This is a genomic window from Sphingobium tyrosinilyticum (genome assembly GCF_042654265.1).
Taxonomy (GTDB): domain Bacteria; phylum Pseudomonadota; class Alphaproteobacteria; order Sphingomonadales; family Sphingomonadaceae; genus Sphingobium; species Sphingobium tyrosinilyticum.
In genome coordinates this window covers 1-13395 of the sequence record NZ_JBHSFZ010000024.1, presented here as the reverse complement: position 1 = coordinate 13395, position 13395 = coordinate 1, and the positions used below count along the sequence as shown (strand labels likewise).

15 protein-coding genes are annotated in these 13395 nt (G+C 61.2%); 9 read left to right on the top strand and 6 right to left on the bottom strand.

Annotated features, from left to right (window positions below):
- The first annotated feature begins 23 nt into the window (after nt 1-23).
- Nucleotides 24-884 carry a TIGR03619 family F420-dependent LLM class oxidoreductase gene (locus tag ACFO3E_RS11040; protein ID WP_380804728.1) on the top strand — a complete coding sequence of 287 codons (861 nt, stop codon included), beginning with the start codon at nt 24-26 and terminating at the stop codon, nt 882-884.
- Nucleotides 885-938: 54 nt separating this feature from the next.
- Here ACFO3E_RS11040 and ACFO3E_RS11035 read toward each other — a convergent pair whose 3' ends face one another.
- The gene (locus ACFO3E_RS11035; protein ID WP_380804725.1) at nt 939-1727 is read right to left on the bottom strand and encodes an SDR family oxidoreductase; all 789 of its coding nucleotides are present in this window, start codon (nt 1725-1727) and stop codon (nt 939-941) included.
- A 33-nt stretch (nt 1728-1760) separates the two neighbouring features.
- On the bottom strand, nt 1761-2528 hold the full coding sequence (locus ACFO3E_RS11030) for an SDR family NAD(P)-dependent oxidoreductase (RefSeq protein WP_380804722.1): 768 nt from the start codon (nt 2526-2528) through the stop codon (nt 1761-1763).
- Nucleotides 2529-2624: 96 nt separating this feature from the next.
- Between ACFO3E_RS11030 and ACFO3E_RS11025 the strand changes: the two genes are divergently transcribed.
- Nucleotides 2625-3422, top strand: a complete 798-nt coding sequence (locus ACFO3E_RS11025) for an enoyl-CoA hydratase/isomerase family protein (RefSeq protein WP_380804720.1) — start codon at nt 2625-2627, stop codon at nt 3420-3422.
- A gap of 15 nt (nt 3423-3437) precedes the next feature.
- Here the strand turns inward: ACFO3E_RS11025 and ACFO3E_RS11020 are convergent, their stop codons facing one another.
- Nucleotides 3438-4676, bottom strand: a complete 1239-nt coding sequence (locus ACFO3E_RS11020) for an acetyl-CoA hydrolase/transferase C-terminal domain-containing protein (protein WP_380804717.1) — start codon at nt 4674-4676, stop codon at nt 3438-3440.
- 117 nt (nt 4677-4793) lie between these two features.
- On the opposite strand from ACFO3E_RS11020, the gene ACFO3E_RS11015 reads away from it, so the two are divergent.
- Genes ACFO3E_RS11015 through ACFO3E_RS11005 form a run of 3 tightly spaced genes read left to right on the top strand, consistent with a single transcriptional unit; the run spans nt 4794 to nt 7287 of the window.
- Nucleotides 4794-5246, top strand: a complete 453-nt coding sequence (locus tag ACFO3E_RS11015; RefSeq protein ID WP_380804715.1) for a MaoC family dehydratase — start codon at nt 4794-4796, stop codon at nt 5244-5246.
- Complete coding sequence (locus ACFO3E_RS11010) at nt 5243-6106, top strand: HpcH/HpaI aldolase/citrate lyase family protein (protein ID WP_380804712.1); 864 nt, start codon at nt 5243-5245, stop codon at nt 6104-6106. The genes ACFO3E_RS11015 and ACFO3E_RS11010 overlap by 4 nt, the downstream gene beginning before the upstream one ends.
- A 2-nt stretch (nt 6107-6108) precedes the next feature.
- The gene (locus tag ACFO3E_RS11005; RefSeq protein ID WP_380804710.1) at nt 6109-7287 is read left to right on the top strand and encodes an acyl-CoA dehydrogenase family protein; all 1179 of its coding nucleotides are present in this window, start codon (nt 6109-6111) and stop codon (nt 7285-7287) included.
- Between the two features lie 84 nt (nt 7288-7371).
- On the opposite strand, the gene ACFO3E_RS11000 is transcribed toward ACFO3E_RS11005, so the two are convergent.
- Nucleotides 7372-7791, bottom strand: coding sequence for a nuclear transport factor 2 family protein (locus ACFO3E_RS11000; RefSeq protein ID WP_380804707.1), 420 nt, complete (start codon nt 7789-7791; stop codon nt 7372-7374).
- A 229-nt stretch (nt 7792-8020) separates the two neighbouring features.
- Between ACFO3E_RS11000 and ACFO3E_RS10995 the strand changes: the two genes are divergently transcribed.
- A complete protein-coding gene (locus ACFO3E_RS10995; RefSeq protein WP_380804705.1) occupies nt 8021-8545 on the top strand; it encodes an SRPBCC family protein in 525 nt (174 codons plus the stop codon).
- 301 nt (nt 8546-8846) lie between these two features.
- On the opposite strand, the gene ACFO3E_RS10990 is transcribed toward ACFO3E_RS10995, so the two are convergent.
- Together ACFO3E_RS10990 and ACFO3E_RS10985 are read right to left on the bottom strand one after the other, a co-directional pair.
- Entirely contained in the window at nt 8847-9593 is a 747-nt protein-coding gene (locus tag ACFO3E_RS10990) for an NADPH-dependent F420 reductase (protein WP_380804703.1), read from the bottom strand.
- Nucleotides 9594-9603: 10 nt separating this feature from the next.
- Entirely contained in the window at nt 9604-10041 is a 438-nt protein-coding gene (locus ACFO3E_RS10985) for a MarR family winged helix-turn-helix transcriptional regulator (RefSeq protein ID WP_380804701.1), read from the bottom strand.
- Nucleotides 10042-10175: 134 nt separating this feature from the next.
- Between ACFO3E_RS10985 and ACFO3E_RS10980 the strand changes: the two genes are divergently transcribed.
- From ACFO3E_RS10980 to ACFO3E_RS10970, 3 genes are all read left to right on the top strand, one after another.
- The gene (locus ACFO3E_RS10980) at nt 10176-10955 is read left to right on the top strand and encodes a glutathione S-transferase family protein (RefSeq protein WP_380804698.1); all 780 of its coding nucleotides are present in this window, start codon (nt 10176-10178) and stop codon (nt 10953-10955) included.
- Between the two features lie 346 nt (nt 10956-11301).
- Nucleotides 11302-12399, top strand: coding sequence for an NADH:flavin oxidoreductase (locus tag ACFO3E_RS10975; RefSeq protein WP_380804696.1), 1098 nt, complete (start codon nt 11302-11304; stop codon nt 12397-12399).
- Between the two features lie 264 nt (nt 12400-12663).
- Nucleotides 12664-13065, top strand: coding sequence for a putative quinol monooxygenase (locus tag ACFO3E_RS10970; RefSeq protein WP_380804693.1), 402 nt, complete (start codon nt 12664-12666; stop codon nt 13063-13065).
- Nucleotides 13066-13395: the final 330 nt, after the last annotated feature.

Sequence of the window (13395 nt, the reverse complement as noted above, 5' to 3'; positions counted from 1 at the left end):
AACAAGGCGATGGAGGAAAATGAATGAAATTCGGCTTAAGCTGCAGCACGGTGCTCGGCCATTCGCCCGCAGCCCGAGACGTCATCCGTCTCGTGCAGGAAGCGGAAGCGGTCGGATTTCATTCGATCCTGGTGGGCGATCATGTCCTGCGACCGCTCGCCTTCGATACTTCCTCTTACCCTGCGGGCATATTCGACGCGGAAATGCCTTGGTACGATCCGTTCGTCCTGCTGGCCGCGGTCGCCGGAGTGACCCAAACCATCCGTTTGGGAACGGGTGTCTCGGTCGTCCCCTATCGCCCCCCGGTACTGCAGGCCCAGGCAATCGCCACTCTCGATTTCATGAGCGAAGGCCGCTTCTTCTATGGCGCCGGGGTTGGCTGGATGCGCGAAGAATATGAAGCCCTCGGCGTCCCCTTTGCGGCGCGCGGGCAGCGGACAGACGAATATCTGGAGATCATCAAGTCTCTCCTGTCGGGCAAGAGCGATGGCTTCCACGGCAGTTGCATCGACTTCCCCGGCGGGCACATTCATCCCCTGCCAGTGCAGAAACCCCATCCGCCGATCATCATAGGCGGGGAAACGCAGGCTGCCCTGCGGCGTATCGCAAAATATGGCGATGGTTTCCACATCAACTGGAAAACGCTGGCCCAATTGGAACGCCTACTCGGCGACCTCGCCGTCCACATGGCCGACAATGGCCGCGTGGTATCGAGTCTGTACAAGCAGCTTGCCGCGACCGACATCGCACTCGTGCGGGCGGCGAAGAACGATCTGGCCGACTATGCAGCGCTCGGTGTTGACGAGATTATCTTCAGCCCCAAGCATGACTCTCCCGCCGATGGGATAGAGGCCGTCAAAAGATTCGCCGACGAGTTTTTTTGAAGGCCCGGCGGTCAGCTTATCTGTCGGTCCCAGGGGGAGGCAGGGCGGGCGGACTCAATAGGTCGCGTTGGTGACCCCGCCGTCGACAACCAGACTTTGGCCCGTGATGTAGTTGGATTGCTCGCTGCAGAACATGGCCGCGATCGCGCCGAAGTCGATCGCCGATCCGAACCGTCCGGCAGGAATACCGATCGTGCGGATCGCGTCGTCCAGCTCCTCTTCCAGGCTGATGCCTTTTTCGGCAGCCCGCTTGGCATAGATATCCCTGATGCCGTCGGTGTCATGCATCGCCGGCAGCAGGCTGTTGATCGTCACGCCGTGGGGCGCGACGACCCTTGCCACCGCGACCGTATAGTTGACGAGCGCCGCTCTGGGGGCACCGGACAGGATGCGCCAGCGGTGGGGAAATTTGACCGCGGCCGTCGCGATGTTGAGAATGCGGCCCCATCTCCGCTGACACATGCCATTGACGATGGTGCGGATGAATTCGACCGGCGATATGAAGGTGAGGTCCAGATTGACGCGCCAGTCCGCGTCGCTGATGTCGCGGAAATCCTCGATATAGGGTGGTGGGGAGCATGTACCGACGAAGATATCGGGCTCAGGGCACCGTTCCAAAATCAGTTCGCGGACCTCGACCGTTGCGTGATCGGCGACGATGGCATGGACCGTGGCTCCGGTTGCGCCGCGGATCGACTCGCACGCTCGTTCGAGCCGCTCCTTATTGCGTGCCGAAACGAAGAGGTTAACGCCCTCGCCCGCCAGGGCCATGGCCGTGCCATATCCCAGCCCCGCGCTACCGCCATTGATGATCGCGTTGCGACCGCGAATGCCCAGATCCATGTCAGCCCTTTCCCCGGCGAGCGGCGCGCACCGTCAAAGCTGCAACCCGCCATCGACAGCCAGTGACTGCCCGGTGATATATTTCGCCTTGTCTGACAGCAGAAAGGTCACGGCCTCTGCAATGTCGTCCGCCGCGCCGAACTTCTTCATCGGCAGCATCCTTCGGAGGCTGTCGATCCAGTCCTCAATTCCAGGTCGCGCGATCAGTTCATGTCCCAAACCGGCGTCGATAAAGCCGGGCGCAACACAGTTTGAGCGGATGCCGAACCGCCCTTCCTCCAGCGCCACTCCTCGAAAGAGCATTTCGATCGCCGCCTTGGGCGCGGCCGAACAGATGTCTCGCAGCGGCACCTTTTCCACGGCGGCGGTGATGACAGCGACCAGCGACCCACCTCCGCCAGCCTTGAGATGGGGCAGCGTCGCCCACACCAGATTGAATGCGGCGTTCACATCATTGTCGAATACCTGTTTCCATTCGGCGGGGGTGATCGTGTTGAGGAACTTCATGGGGATGTGCGGCCCGGCGGCGTAGACAACGGAATGAACCCTGCCGAACCGCGCCGCCGCCGCATCGACGAACGCCTTCATCGCATCTGGATCAGTATGATCAACGGCCATTGCCAGCGCTTCGCGTCCTGCGGCCTCCACCTTCTCTACGACGGCGGCGGCAGCCTCCTTGCGGGACCTGTACGTCAGAGCAATATTCGCGCCTGCATTTGCCAGAGCTTCGCAGATCGCCGCACCTATTCCGCCACTTCCGCCAGCGACGATGGCCACCCCGCCGGTAAACACCTTCTCCATTGCTCAACCTTCCTTCGCTATTGCGACAACGTGCCTTATGGTGCAGGCTTTCGCGAAACCGCTATTAGTTCCCACATCCTATACACGGACTGTCAAATGCCCAACCCCGAAATCATCATCTCCGAAAACCAGGGCGTGATCCACGTCGCTTTCAATCGTCCGGAAAAATATAACGCGATCAGCATGGAGATGCTGGATGGCCTGCGCGAGGCGACGGCGCGCCTGCGCGATCGCGATGACCTGCGCGCAATGTTGCTGACCGCAAACGGCAAATATTTTTCCGCGGGGATCGATCTGAACGGAGGACTGGCGCCCGATGCGTCGATCACCAGTCCCAAGGCCTTCCGCAGCTGGTATCGCCAAGGCGCCGGCAGCCTGCACGGGCTGGGCGACGAATGGGAGGCTATTGAAAAGCCGATCGTGGTGGCTTTCCAGGGGCCTTGCCTGGGCGGCGCGCTTGAACTGTCGCTATGCGCGGACTTTCGCCTGGCCAGTAGTGAAGCGCGATTTGGCCTGCCCGAAATCAGCTTCGGCGCGCTCCCAGGCTCGGGTGGCACCAGTCGTCTCGTCCGCCTTGCGGGTCCGCACTGGGCACGCTGGCTGGTCCTGGCCAATCGTCAGATCGATGCCGAGCGTGCATTGGCGATCGGCATCATCCACGACGTCCACGGCGCTGATGAACTGAACGAACAGGCAATGGCTTTTTGCCAGTCCGTCGCAGCCTTGCCGCCGGAAGCCTTTGGCGCGGGCAAACTGGCGATCGAACTGGCCACCGACCTTGACCGAGCGCAGGGCCGCAACGCCGAACGGCTGGCGGTCAGTGGCCTGTTCCAGGGCGCCGAACTACGCGAACTCATGCGCTCGATGCAGGAAAAGCTGTCGAAGAAGCGCTGAACCGCTTTTTGAAAGTCAAAGCCTGCCGATGAACGATCGCCATTCCGTCGTCAGCCGATCACGATGATCGGGGGCGGCGATGGCGATCAACGCAGCCGCGCGTTCGGCATGGCTGCGACCCTGAAGGTCGGCGAGGCCGAACTCGGTCACGACCATGTCGACATCCATCCGGCTGAGTGACACCGGCCCAGCCCCCGCATTGGGCGCGACGATTCGGCTTATCGCGCCCTTGGCGGCCGTTGCGGCTAAAGCGACGATGCGCAAACCCACGGAAACCTTGGCGCCTCGGGCGAAATCGGTTGCGCCGCCGGGACCGGACATGAACCCCTTGGGTCCGACCTCTGCATAGGCCTGACCGAACAGGTCCATCTCTGTCGCTGAGTTGATCGCAACGAAATCACGGATCGCGCCGATCCTTAGCGGATCATGCGTGACCGAAACCGGGGCAAAGCGATAGGCCGGGCCGCTGATCGCCCGGTACAGCCGCTCCGATCCGATCGCAACGCCGGCCGTGACCGCCACGCCCGGCGCGAGCGCGCCCGCCTCCTCCAGGTCGACTACGGCGTCGCCGATCAGGCCCGAATGGACACGCAGGTTGCGGCGTCCGGTCAGTGCGCGGAAAACCGCGCCGGGGACCTTGCCGAGCCCGGTCTGCAAGGTCGCTCCGTCGCCGATCAGCGGCGCAATATGACCGGCGATCGCTTCCGCCGCTGCGCCGCTCACACCCTCCGCCGCACCGAGCAGGACCTGCGGCGATTGGACGAAAGCGGTGATTTCGGACCAGGGTATCGTCGCCTGCCCACGCGTGCGGGGCATGAGCGGATTGACATGCGCCAGGCGCACGGGAATCCGTGGCCACAGTTCAGCGACAAAATCGACGGTGGGGCCGAAACTGCACATGCCGTCTTCATCCGGCGGCGTAACCATCATCAGCGCCGCGTCAGGCGGGTTGTCGATCAGCCGCTGGCGGATATCGGCGTAGCAAAGCGGCAGGAACCTGACCGCCTCCCCCGCAGCCTTGAGCTCAGGCGTCAGGAAGAATGTTTCGGTCGTGCAAGCTGCATTGGCAAGATAGGTCCGACGGTTGAGACCCGGAACGAAAATCCCCGTAAAGGTCGCCGGCCCGAGCTTTTCGCCTGCTCGTTCAACGGCATCGGCCAGCAGGATCGACTCCGTTGAGCAGCCATTTACAAGAATGCGGCCGCCTACGGGCAACCTGGCGACAAGGGCATCAGCATCCAGTTCGATGGGCATGGTCGGAAATTCCCTGAGCGCAGCCTCTTGCGGGTCTGCAAATGGATCATTTACAAGTGGGTCACATGCTGTCAATCAGCATCTAGTATGTAGGGACTAGACTGGGGTCAGCGGTTTATGGCGGGTCTGTATTTCGATGAGTTCACCGTGGGGCAGGTCTTTCAGCATGAGATACGCCGCACCGTGACCGACATGGACAATATGTTGTTTTCGTCCCTGACCTACAATCCCGCGCCCATCCACATCGACCACGCCTACGCCGCGGGGACAGAGTTTGGCAATCCCTTGATGAACTCCATCTTCACGCTGGGCCTCGTCATCGGCCTGTCTGTGCAGGACACGACATTGGGCACCACTGTGGGCAATCTGGGCATGAGCGAGACCAATTTCCCCAGGCCGGTTTTCGCGGGCGACACGATCCGCGCCGAAACGCGAGTTGAAGCGCTGCGCCCCAGCAGTTCGCGGCCGGGCCAAGGGATCGTTACTTTCCAACATATCGGCTTCAACCAGCGGGACGAGATCGTCTGCTCGACGAAGCGCAACGCCTTGATGATGGGACGGCCGTCATGAAGTTGAGATCAATGCTGTTCGTGCCGGGCGACAGCGAACGCAAGTTCGCCAAGGGGTCGGCGGCCGGCGCAGATGCGCTTATCCTCGATCTGGAGGACGCGGTCGCGCCTTCGATGAAGGATGCTGCCCGCGCGCATGTATCCGGGCTGCTCGACGGTGGCGAAGCGCGGTCATGGCGCTTCTTCGTACGCGCCAATCCGTTCGACACGGGAATGACGTTCGACGACATGGCCGCGGTGGTGAAGCCTGGCCTCGACGGGCTGCTGATTCCCAAGGCGGATGGGGCGGACGATCTGCTCCGCATCGGCCAGGAACTCGACCGGCTGGAAAGCCGGGCGGGCATGGCGCAGGGGACGGTGAAGCTAGCAGTCGTCGCCACCGAAACCGCGCGAGCCATGTTCAACCTCGGTAGCTATGCTCCCCCGCCCCCACGTCTCGTTGCAATAACCTGGGGCGCCGAGGACCTTGCCGCTGCAATCGGCGCGACCGACAACAAGGAACCGGACGGCAGCTGGACCTTCCCCTATCAGGTGGCGCGGGCGCAATGCCTGTTTGCCGCCACCGCCGCCGAAGTGCTCCCGCTTGATACTCTTTATGCCGACTTCCGCGATCCTGAAGGACTGGAGCGGGATTGCCGCCGCGCCCGCCGCGACGGTTTCGTGGGTCGTATCGCCATCCATCCAGATCAGGTGGCGGTGATCAACCGTGCCTTTTCCCCAACGCCTGAACAGATCGCCGAAGCGCAGGCGATCGTTAATGCCTTCGCCGCCGCGCCGGATGCCGGCACGATCGGCATCGGGGGTAAAATGTATGATATCCCTCATCTTAAGGCCGCACGCAGAACGCTGGCAGGAGCATGACCATGTCCAATCCCCGCACACTCCCCACACAAGAAGAACGCGACGTCATTCGTGAAGGCGTGCGTGCTGTCGTCTCTCGCTTCGACGATGAATATTGGCTGGCGCGTGACGAAGACGGAGTGTTTCCCTTCGAGTTCCACAAAGCAATGGCCGACAGCGGCTGGCTCGGCATCACCATGCCGGAGGAATATGGCGGCGCGGGCCTTGGTGTCACCGAGGCAGCGGTCATGATGAATGAAGTGGCCAGCCATGGCGGCGGCATGACGGCGGCGTCCGCGATCCATGTCAATCTGTTCGGACCCCACCCGATCGTGGTCAAGGGCACGCCGGATCAGAAGTCCCGCTGGGTCCCCCGGCTGATATCCGGCGAGGACCAGGTGGCTTTCGGCATCACGGAGCCTGACGCCGGGTTGAATACAACCCGGATCAAGACCTTCGCTGAAAAGGTGCCTGGCGGCTATGTCGTCCATGGGCAGAAAGTTTGGACGTCAACTGCTCAGATCGCGAGCAAGATCCTGCTTCTCACCCGCACCACGCGCTACGAGGATTGCGCGCGCCCCACTGACGGCATGACCATCTTCTATACCGATCTGGACCGGGCCAAGATCGACGTGCACAAGATTCCGAAGATGGGCCGCAAAGCTGTCGATTCCAACGCCATCTTCATCGACGGTCTCTTCATTCCTGACCAGGACCGAATTGGCGAGGAAGGCAAGGGCTTCTCCTACCTGCTGCACAGCCTGAACCCAGAACGCATATTAGTGGGGGCCGAGGCGATCGGCGTTGGCCAGGATGCGCTGCGCCGTGCAGCCCGATATGCGCGTGAACGCGTGGTATTCGATCGCCCCATTGGTCAGAATCAGGGCATCCAGCATCCGCTGGCGGAGCGCTGGATGTATCTGGAAGCCGCCTGGCAGATGGTGATCCGGGCTGCGGAACTCTATGACAGCGACGTGACCTGCGGCGCCGAAGCGAATACCGCGAAATTCCTTGCGGCGCGTGCCGGTCAGGATGCCTGCTGGCAAGCAATGGCGACCCATGGCGGCTTTGGCTACGCCAAGGAATACCATGTCGAACGGCTTTACAGGGAAGTCGCCATCACCCGGCTGGCCCCGATCACCGAACAGTTGATCATGAGCTTTATCGCCGAGAGGGTACTGGAACTGCCCAAGAGCTACTAACCCTCACCAGACACGTGCAAAGGGCTTCGGATCGCTAAGATCGGAAGCCCTTCTTTTTCGCGCCGGCGCCCCGGGGGAAGCTCTTCATGACAGCCCCGTCTGGGGCGGAAACATTGGCAGGACCACTCGCTTCGCGAAGCGCCAGCCCTCGGCCGTCCTCACATAGCTGTCCTCATAACGAATATAGTAGCGCGCGTGACCGCTGCTGCGCGTGTTGGCCTCGACGAGCGCAAAAACACTGCCCGAAGCTGTATCGCCGGCCGAATGCAAGATGAGGTGATTCATCATGAGATGCACCACGTGAAGCACATCTGCCTCCAGTTTCGCGCCATAGGCGGCGATCGCCCGCTGCCCTTGGTAGCTTCCCATGCCCATAGGGCTTTCATCAAGAACGCCATCCGCCGTGAACAGGCCTGCCCAGGCGTCGAGTTGCCAAAGATCGATATGGTAGGGATACCTGTTGACCAGTTCCTGCAACGCGAATCTGTCATCAAAACTCAGCATGACTTTTCCTTCTCCCATTAGACTGCTCACGCCAGCTCATCTGGCGCTAAGCCAAAGTCGATCGCCCGGATCGATCCCCCTGGACTTGACAGGGTTGACCAATAGCATATGTAGTATAGATATACTAGGCTATTTCAGATCCGAAGCGGCACAACGGTAGCATCGCCCACCCATTCGGCCGCAAGGGTCCGAACAGGTCTGGCGCAAATTTTTTTTGCTGGAGACAGATATGCAGAAATACAAGAGAGGCCATGCGGAATATCGCGGTGTCGTTGATGCGCCGCTCGAAGCCGTTTGGGAACTGTTGACCGACTGGGCCGGGTTTGAACGCTGGTGGGTCAAGCCTGAGGATGGCGGGCGGCCTGGCCCGAATATTGAGAGCGTCACGCTTGAAGGCGATCCCAACTCCGTACCCCGCACCCGCGTCGTGCGCCACGTCACCGGATCGGCGGTCGATGAAAAGCTGTGGCTGCAGGACAATGATACCAAGCGGATAGTCTATGACATGGTCTTCCGTCCGAACCCCAATGGCGCAGTCTTGCGCAGCGAGTTCAGAAACTATCTGGCGACTACCACGCTCGACACGCTGCCGACAGGCGAGACGCTGATGACTTTCAAGTCAGAATTCGACGTCATTGAGGAAGCCGACCTCAACTATATGATATCACTGATCGAACGAACTTACTCGGACGCGATCCTGAACGGGTTCAGGCGCTATTTCGCGCGGCAAAAGGCAGAAGCCGCTTCGGCATAATCAAGCCGCAGCACGAGAGGGGCGTGAGCAATCGCGGCCCTCTTGCCAATCGAGTTCATGGCAAGGAAGTCATCCTGCTTGTGCTAGGCCGAGATCAGATCGACGCTGACGAACTTGACCTTGTCGTCCAGTCCTTCTCGGCAAGCACGATCCGCACTCGAGCGGGATGCGGCGCCCGTCCAAGCATAGAGTTTCATCACTTGGCCTCCTTCAATCGAATTCAAGCCGCCGCCGCATCGGCACTGCGCTCTATGCCAGACAGATTGCCGCCCGCTCCATTGAGACGGGCGGCAGATCAGAGTCACATGAACAGGGCGCGGTTCAGACGGACAAGATATTCCGCGCTTGGGTTGGTCGCGTTCCCAGTAATCCGTTCCATGGTCGCTTCGAAACTCAGGTCGCGGCGCTTGGGCAGACGCTCCTTTTCAGTGCTGGCGAGCGCAGCCGGCATTTCCTCGCGCGTCAGGTCCGTGCAATAGCAGGGGGATCCCGGCTGCTGACGCCAGGACTCGGCCAATGTGCCGGCGTCGACGGCATCGAACCCGCACGCCTCGACTAGCGTCATGCCGATCTTGCGGCTATGATCGTGATCTGCGGCAACCGGGATGGCGATCCGGTCGGGGTCACCGGCCGGCTTGCCCAGGCGCGCGAAGGAATCCGAGCCGATGGCGTTAAACGCCTTCACCACGGGCCGGCCCAGTTGCTCGGTCACCCACAGGCTTTCTACCTGGCCCCCATCGATCGCCTCGATGCGGCTGTCGCGCACGGGATAATAGTTGGACGTGTCGACGATCACCACCGACTCAGGCAATCCGGCGACCAGCGGAGCGACATCCGGAATACGGTTGAGCGGGACGGACAGGATGACGACGTCCACATCCTTGACCGCTTCGGCAGCAGTAACGGCGCGTCCGCCATTGGCCAATATGTCCTGGCCGATCGACTCGGGGCCCCGCGAGTTCGCGACCTTCACGTCGTGACCGGCCGCGCTCAGTTGCAGGACCAGCGTCTTGCCGATGTGGCCTGTGCCAACAATTCCAATTTTCATGTCCATATTCCTATGATTGATCTTTTCCATTCGCTGGTTCGCGGGCCAGCCCCTCAAGAATTTGGCTGAGACTTTCCATCGCAGCGTCATCCATCTGACATGCCGACTTGATCTTGTCGGTAACTGTTTCAACTTCCGGCTGCAGGGCACGCCCGTGCGCGGTAAGATCGATGAGCACACGCCGCTCATCCTGGGTGTCGCGGGTGCGCGTAACTATGCCCGCTGCCTCCAGCCGCTTGAGCAGCGGCGTGATGGTTCCGGTGTCCATCCCCAGCCGCGCACCCAGCGTGCCTACCGTAGTTGGGGCATGACCAAGCAGGTCCAGCGTGACCAGATATTGCGGGAACGTCAGGCCCAGCGGGTCGAGAAACGGCTTGTGCATGCGCACCATCCGGCTCGCCGCCCCATAGAGGGCAAAGGAAAGCTGAGTACCCAAACCGCGCTTCACGGCGAATCCTAGCAAGCGATTGTCTAGCGCACGATATAAATTGTCGAAGGCAGTCGGTCAACCCGAAAAGCATTGCTGGGCACAGGCATTCCCCTTATCCCTGTGCCCAAATATTGCCACCAGGGGAGAGTGAAATGGCCGAGGGCGAAGCTGTCCGCTACGTTCCGATTAAAGAGGCCCGCGCAATGCGGGGCCTGCGCATCGCTTTTACCAGCGGCGTGCCCGGCGCATGGGGCGTCGCGATCAAGATGATATTGGACCTCAAGGGCATCGACTATATCCCCGTCGCGCAAATACCGGGAGCCCCGAATGAGGAACTGAAGGCATGGACCGGCCAGTCATCCGCGCCCGTGTTGATGTTGAATGATGACAGGCCGCGTACCCAATGGTCCGAAATGCTGGTGCTCGCCGAACAATTGCAGCCCGAGCCGCGGATGATTCCGGTCGACGAAGACGAACGTATGGCGCTTTTCGGTTTCTGCCACGAAATCTGCGGCGACGACGGGCTGGGATGGAACGTCCGGCTTATGCTGTTGTCGGGTGAACATGGCTCCGGGGAAGAAGATGACGGCACGCTGCTCATGCGCAGCAGATATAGCTCGCCCGTCGACAACAACTATTCGCGCAACCGCGTGCGGCAGATTGTCGGGGCGATGGTGAAGAGGCTGGAGTCGCAGGCTGCGAAAGGGTCGCGCTATTTCATGGGCGACGGCCTCACCGCGGCGGACATCTACTGGACTGCATTCAGCAACCTGTTCGCCGCGATGAGCAGCGATCTTTGCACCATGCCTGATTATGTCCGGGGCTTTGGGAAGCTGCTGGAAGTCTATATGGGCGAGCCTACGCCGCAGATATTGCTCAACCATCGCGACTATATCGCGCGGACCCATTTTCGCCTGCCGATCACCCTGTGAGGACATCGACGGCGGGCGTCCGGAGTATTCTCCCGCTCCTCCGCGACAAACCAGCCTGACGGGGCTCGCCGACACGCTCTGCTCAACGGGGGGCTCGCGGCGAGCAGGTGATTGCCGCCCGGATCCATTTGGTATAGATATACTAAACCTGTTGAGACGGAGTCATCGTGCCGAAGATTGCCCCTGTTCGTGATCGTGCGCCCTTTCTGCCGCGAGGCAAGACGTTGCCCATCCTTCAGCCGAAGTAGCGCCCCGAACCGCTGCACCACCATTATGCCGCTGCCAAACGCGGCGACGCCGTCAGCGCTGCTGTTCGCGGGGCGATGGATCTTGATCGGAGAATTTCATGTCTCACGCCAGGCTTTTTGAGCCCCTCAAGCTTGCTCGCGGCTCTGCCCTGAAGAACCGGCTCATGCTCGCGCCGCTCACCAATCAGCAGAGCCATGCCGATGGGCGCCTTTCGGAAAACGAGATTCGCTGGCTGACGATGCGCGCCGCCGGCGGTTTTGCGCTGGTCATGACCGCTGCTGCGCCCGTGCAGCAGATCGGGCAGGGTTATACCGGCCAACTCGGCATATTCGACGACCAGCATATCGAAGGGCTGGCGCAGTTCGCCTCGGCGGTTCGCGAGAAAGGCTCAATCTCGGCTGTTCAGCTCTACCATGGCGGCGAGCGCGCCGACCCCGAGCTGGTGGGCACGCCGGTGGCGCCGACCTACAGCGCGCGCAACGGCGCTAGGGCGCTTGACCTGGACGAGGTCGAGCAGGTGCGCGAGGACTTCATCGAGGCGGCCCTGCGTGCGGAGAAGGCCGGCTGTGACGGCGTGCAGATTCACGGGGCGCATGGCTATATTCTCGCCCAGTTCCTGTCACCTACCATCAACCAGCGGGACGACCGCTATGGCGGGAGCCTGGAAAATCGGGCGCGGCTGATGCTGGAAGTCATCGACGGGATACGCCGCCGCTGCCGTCCCGACTTTCAGGTGGGACTGCGTCTGTCGCCCGAACGGTTCGGAATGCGGCTTGCCGAAGTGCGCGAACTGGCCGGGGAGATCATGCAGCAGGGCCAGATCGACTATCTCGACATGTCCCTGTGGGATGTTTCGAAGGACCCGCATGAGGAAGACTTTCAGGGCCGCAGCCTGCTGAGCTATTTCACCGATCTACCCCGCGGCGAGGTCAGACTGGGCGCCGCTGGCAAGATCATGGATGCCGCCACCGCGGCCGGCTTAATCGAGGATGGCTGCGATTTCGTCACGATCGGCCGCGCCGGGATATTGCGCCACGACTTTCCGGAGCGGGCGCGGCGCGATCCCGCCTATACGTCGCCGCCGCAGCCGATCACCGTTGACCATCTGCGGGAAGAAGGCGTCACCGACGAGTTTCTGGACTATCTTCGCACCTTCACGGGCTTCGTGGCAGAGGAAGGGGACAAGGGCGCCTGAACCGCTGATCATACGCCGGTGCGGCTTCTCACAGCGAATCCCCTTGTCCCGCCAACCGGCGAATGATTGACGTTGACCAGTCTGAAATTGACGTGCAGATACTATATCCTAGGTCTGGCGGAAGTCTGTGGTTCGTTCACTTCCGGCAGAGCATAAGAAACCGCCGGCCCATGCCGCTTCGGCCGGGATCAGAAGCTGATCCTCAAGCACGGCCGGCCGGAACGAGGCTTTCAAGCCTGTTGTCATCAAGAATAGGAGAAGCTCATGACTCAAAAATCGCCTTTCACCCGCGATCGCAACGCGTTCCTGGTTCGCTGGAAGGTGGATCCTGCGCGTCGCCAGGAGTTTCTCAACCTGTTCGAGAATGTCTGCGAGGAGGCAAAGCCCTTCTACTATCGCGGTTGCGTCTTCGCGTTCCAGGGCTGGGCGCGCGATCCGAACGAATTCGTCGTTTTCGCGTCATGGGACGAAGATGTCGCGATGGAATTGCGCCAGGTTCCCGAATTTCAGGAGAATAACCGCAAGCTGCTCGAATGCTGCACGGAGCCGGTCCTCATGGAGCAGTTCGCCGGCATGAACACCGACCGCAGCATCTTCGACGCCTTCCCTGTCGGCTCGTCGTCGGTGCACAAGTTCGGCGAGAAGAACGCGTTCGTTCTTCGCTGAGAAAAGCGTGCGCGGTCCCGGTTCGCCGGGACCGCCGCCCTCTTCATTGCCTCTGAAAAGACCCGGCTGGCTAATAGGTTGCATCGCTCTCCGCGTTGCTGGTGCCCCCGAAGGGGCAAAGGCGGCATTGTGCACCTCGATCCAGTCGGAGAACTGCTCGGTCTAGGTCCCACAAGCAAATGACAGGCTTGAGCCGCCCAGCACCGGGCGGATTAGGGACACTGAGCTAACCCGCACTATTCATGGTGCTGGTGTTTTCAGCGATCTTCGGCCTTTTGGGTCAGCGGCTTGACGATCAAGACGAGCGATCCTGCGGCGTCTATTTCACCG

What these genes read in the sequence shown, in the direction of transcription:
- ACFO3E_RS11040 (WP_380804728.1), top strand. Translation starts at nt 24, where the DNA reads ATGAAATTCGGCTTAAGCTGCAGCACGGTGCTCGGCCATTCGCCCGCA.
- ACFO3E_RS11035 (WP_380804725.1), bottom strand. Translation starts at nt 1,727, where the DNA reads ATGGATCTGGGCATTCGCGGTCGCAACGCGATCATCAATGGCGGTAGC.
- ACFO3E_RS11030 (WP_380804722.1), bottom strand. Translation starts at nt 2,528, where the DNA reads ATGGAGAAGGTGTTTACCGGCGGGGTGGCCATCGTCGCTGGCGGAAGT.
- ACFO3E_RS11025 (WP_380804720.1), top strand. Translation starts at nt 2,625, where the DNA reads ATGCCCAACCCCGAAATCATCATCTCCGAAAACCAGGGCGTGATCCAC.
- ACFO3E_RS11020 (WP_380804717.1), bottom strand. Translation starts at nt 4,676, where the DNA reads ATGCCCATCGAACTGGATGCTGATGCCCTTGTCGCCAGGTTGCCCGTA.
- ACFO3E_RS11015 (WP_380804715.1), top strand. Translation starts at nt 4,794, where the DNA reads ATGGCGGGTCTGTATTTCGATGAGTTCACCGTGGGGCAGGTCTTTCAG.
- ACFO3E_RS11010 (WP_380804712.1), top strand. Translation starts at nt 5,243, where the DNA reads ATGAAGTTGAGATCAATGCTGTTCGTGCCGGGCGACAGCGAACGCAAG.
- ACFO3E_RS11005 (WP_380804710.1), top strand. Translation starts at nt 6,109, where the DNA reads ATGTCCAATCCCCGCACACTCCCCACACAAGAAGAACGCGACGTCATT.
- ACFO3E_RS11000 (WP_380804707.1), bottom strand. Translation starts at nt 7,791, where the DNA reads ATGCTGAGTTTTGATGACAGATTCGCGTTGCAGGAACTGGTCAACAGG.
- ACFO3E_RS10995 (WP_380804705.1), top strand. Translation starts at nt 8,021, where the DNA reads ATGCAGAAATACAAGAGAGGCCATGCGGAATATCGCGGTGTCGTTGAT.
- ACFO3E_RS10990 (WP_380804703.1), bottom strand. Translation starts at nt 9,593, where the DNA reads ATGAAAATTGGAATTGTTGGCACAGGCCACATCGGCAAGACGCTGGTC.
- ACFO3E_RS10980 (WP_380804698.1), top strand. Translation starts at nt 10,176, where the DNA reads ATGGCCGAGGGCGAAGCTGTCCGCTACGTTCCGATTAAAGAGGCCCGC.
- ACFO3E_RS10975 (WP_380804696.1), top strand. Translation starts at nt 11,302, where the DNA reads ATGTCTCACGCCAGGCTTTTTGAGCCCCTCAAGCTTGCTCGCGGCTCT.
- ACFO3E_RS10970 (WP_380804693.1), top strand. Translation starts at nt 12,664, where the DNA reads ATGACTCAAAAATCGCCTTTCACCCGCGATCGCAACGCGTTCCTGGTT.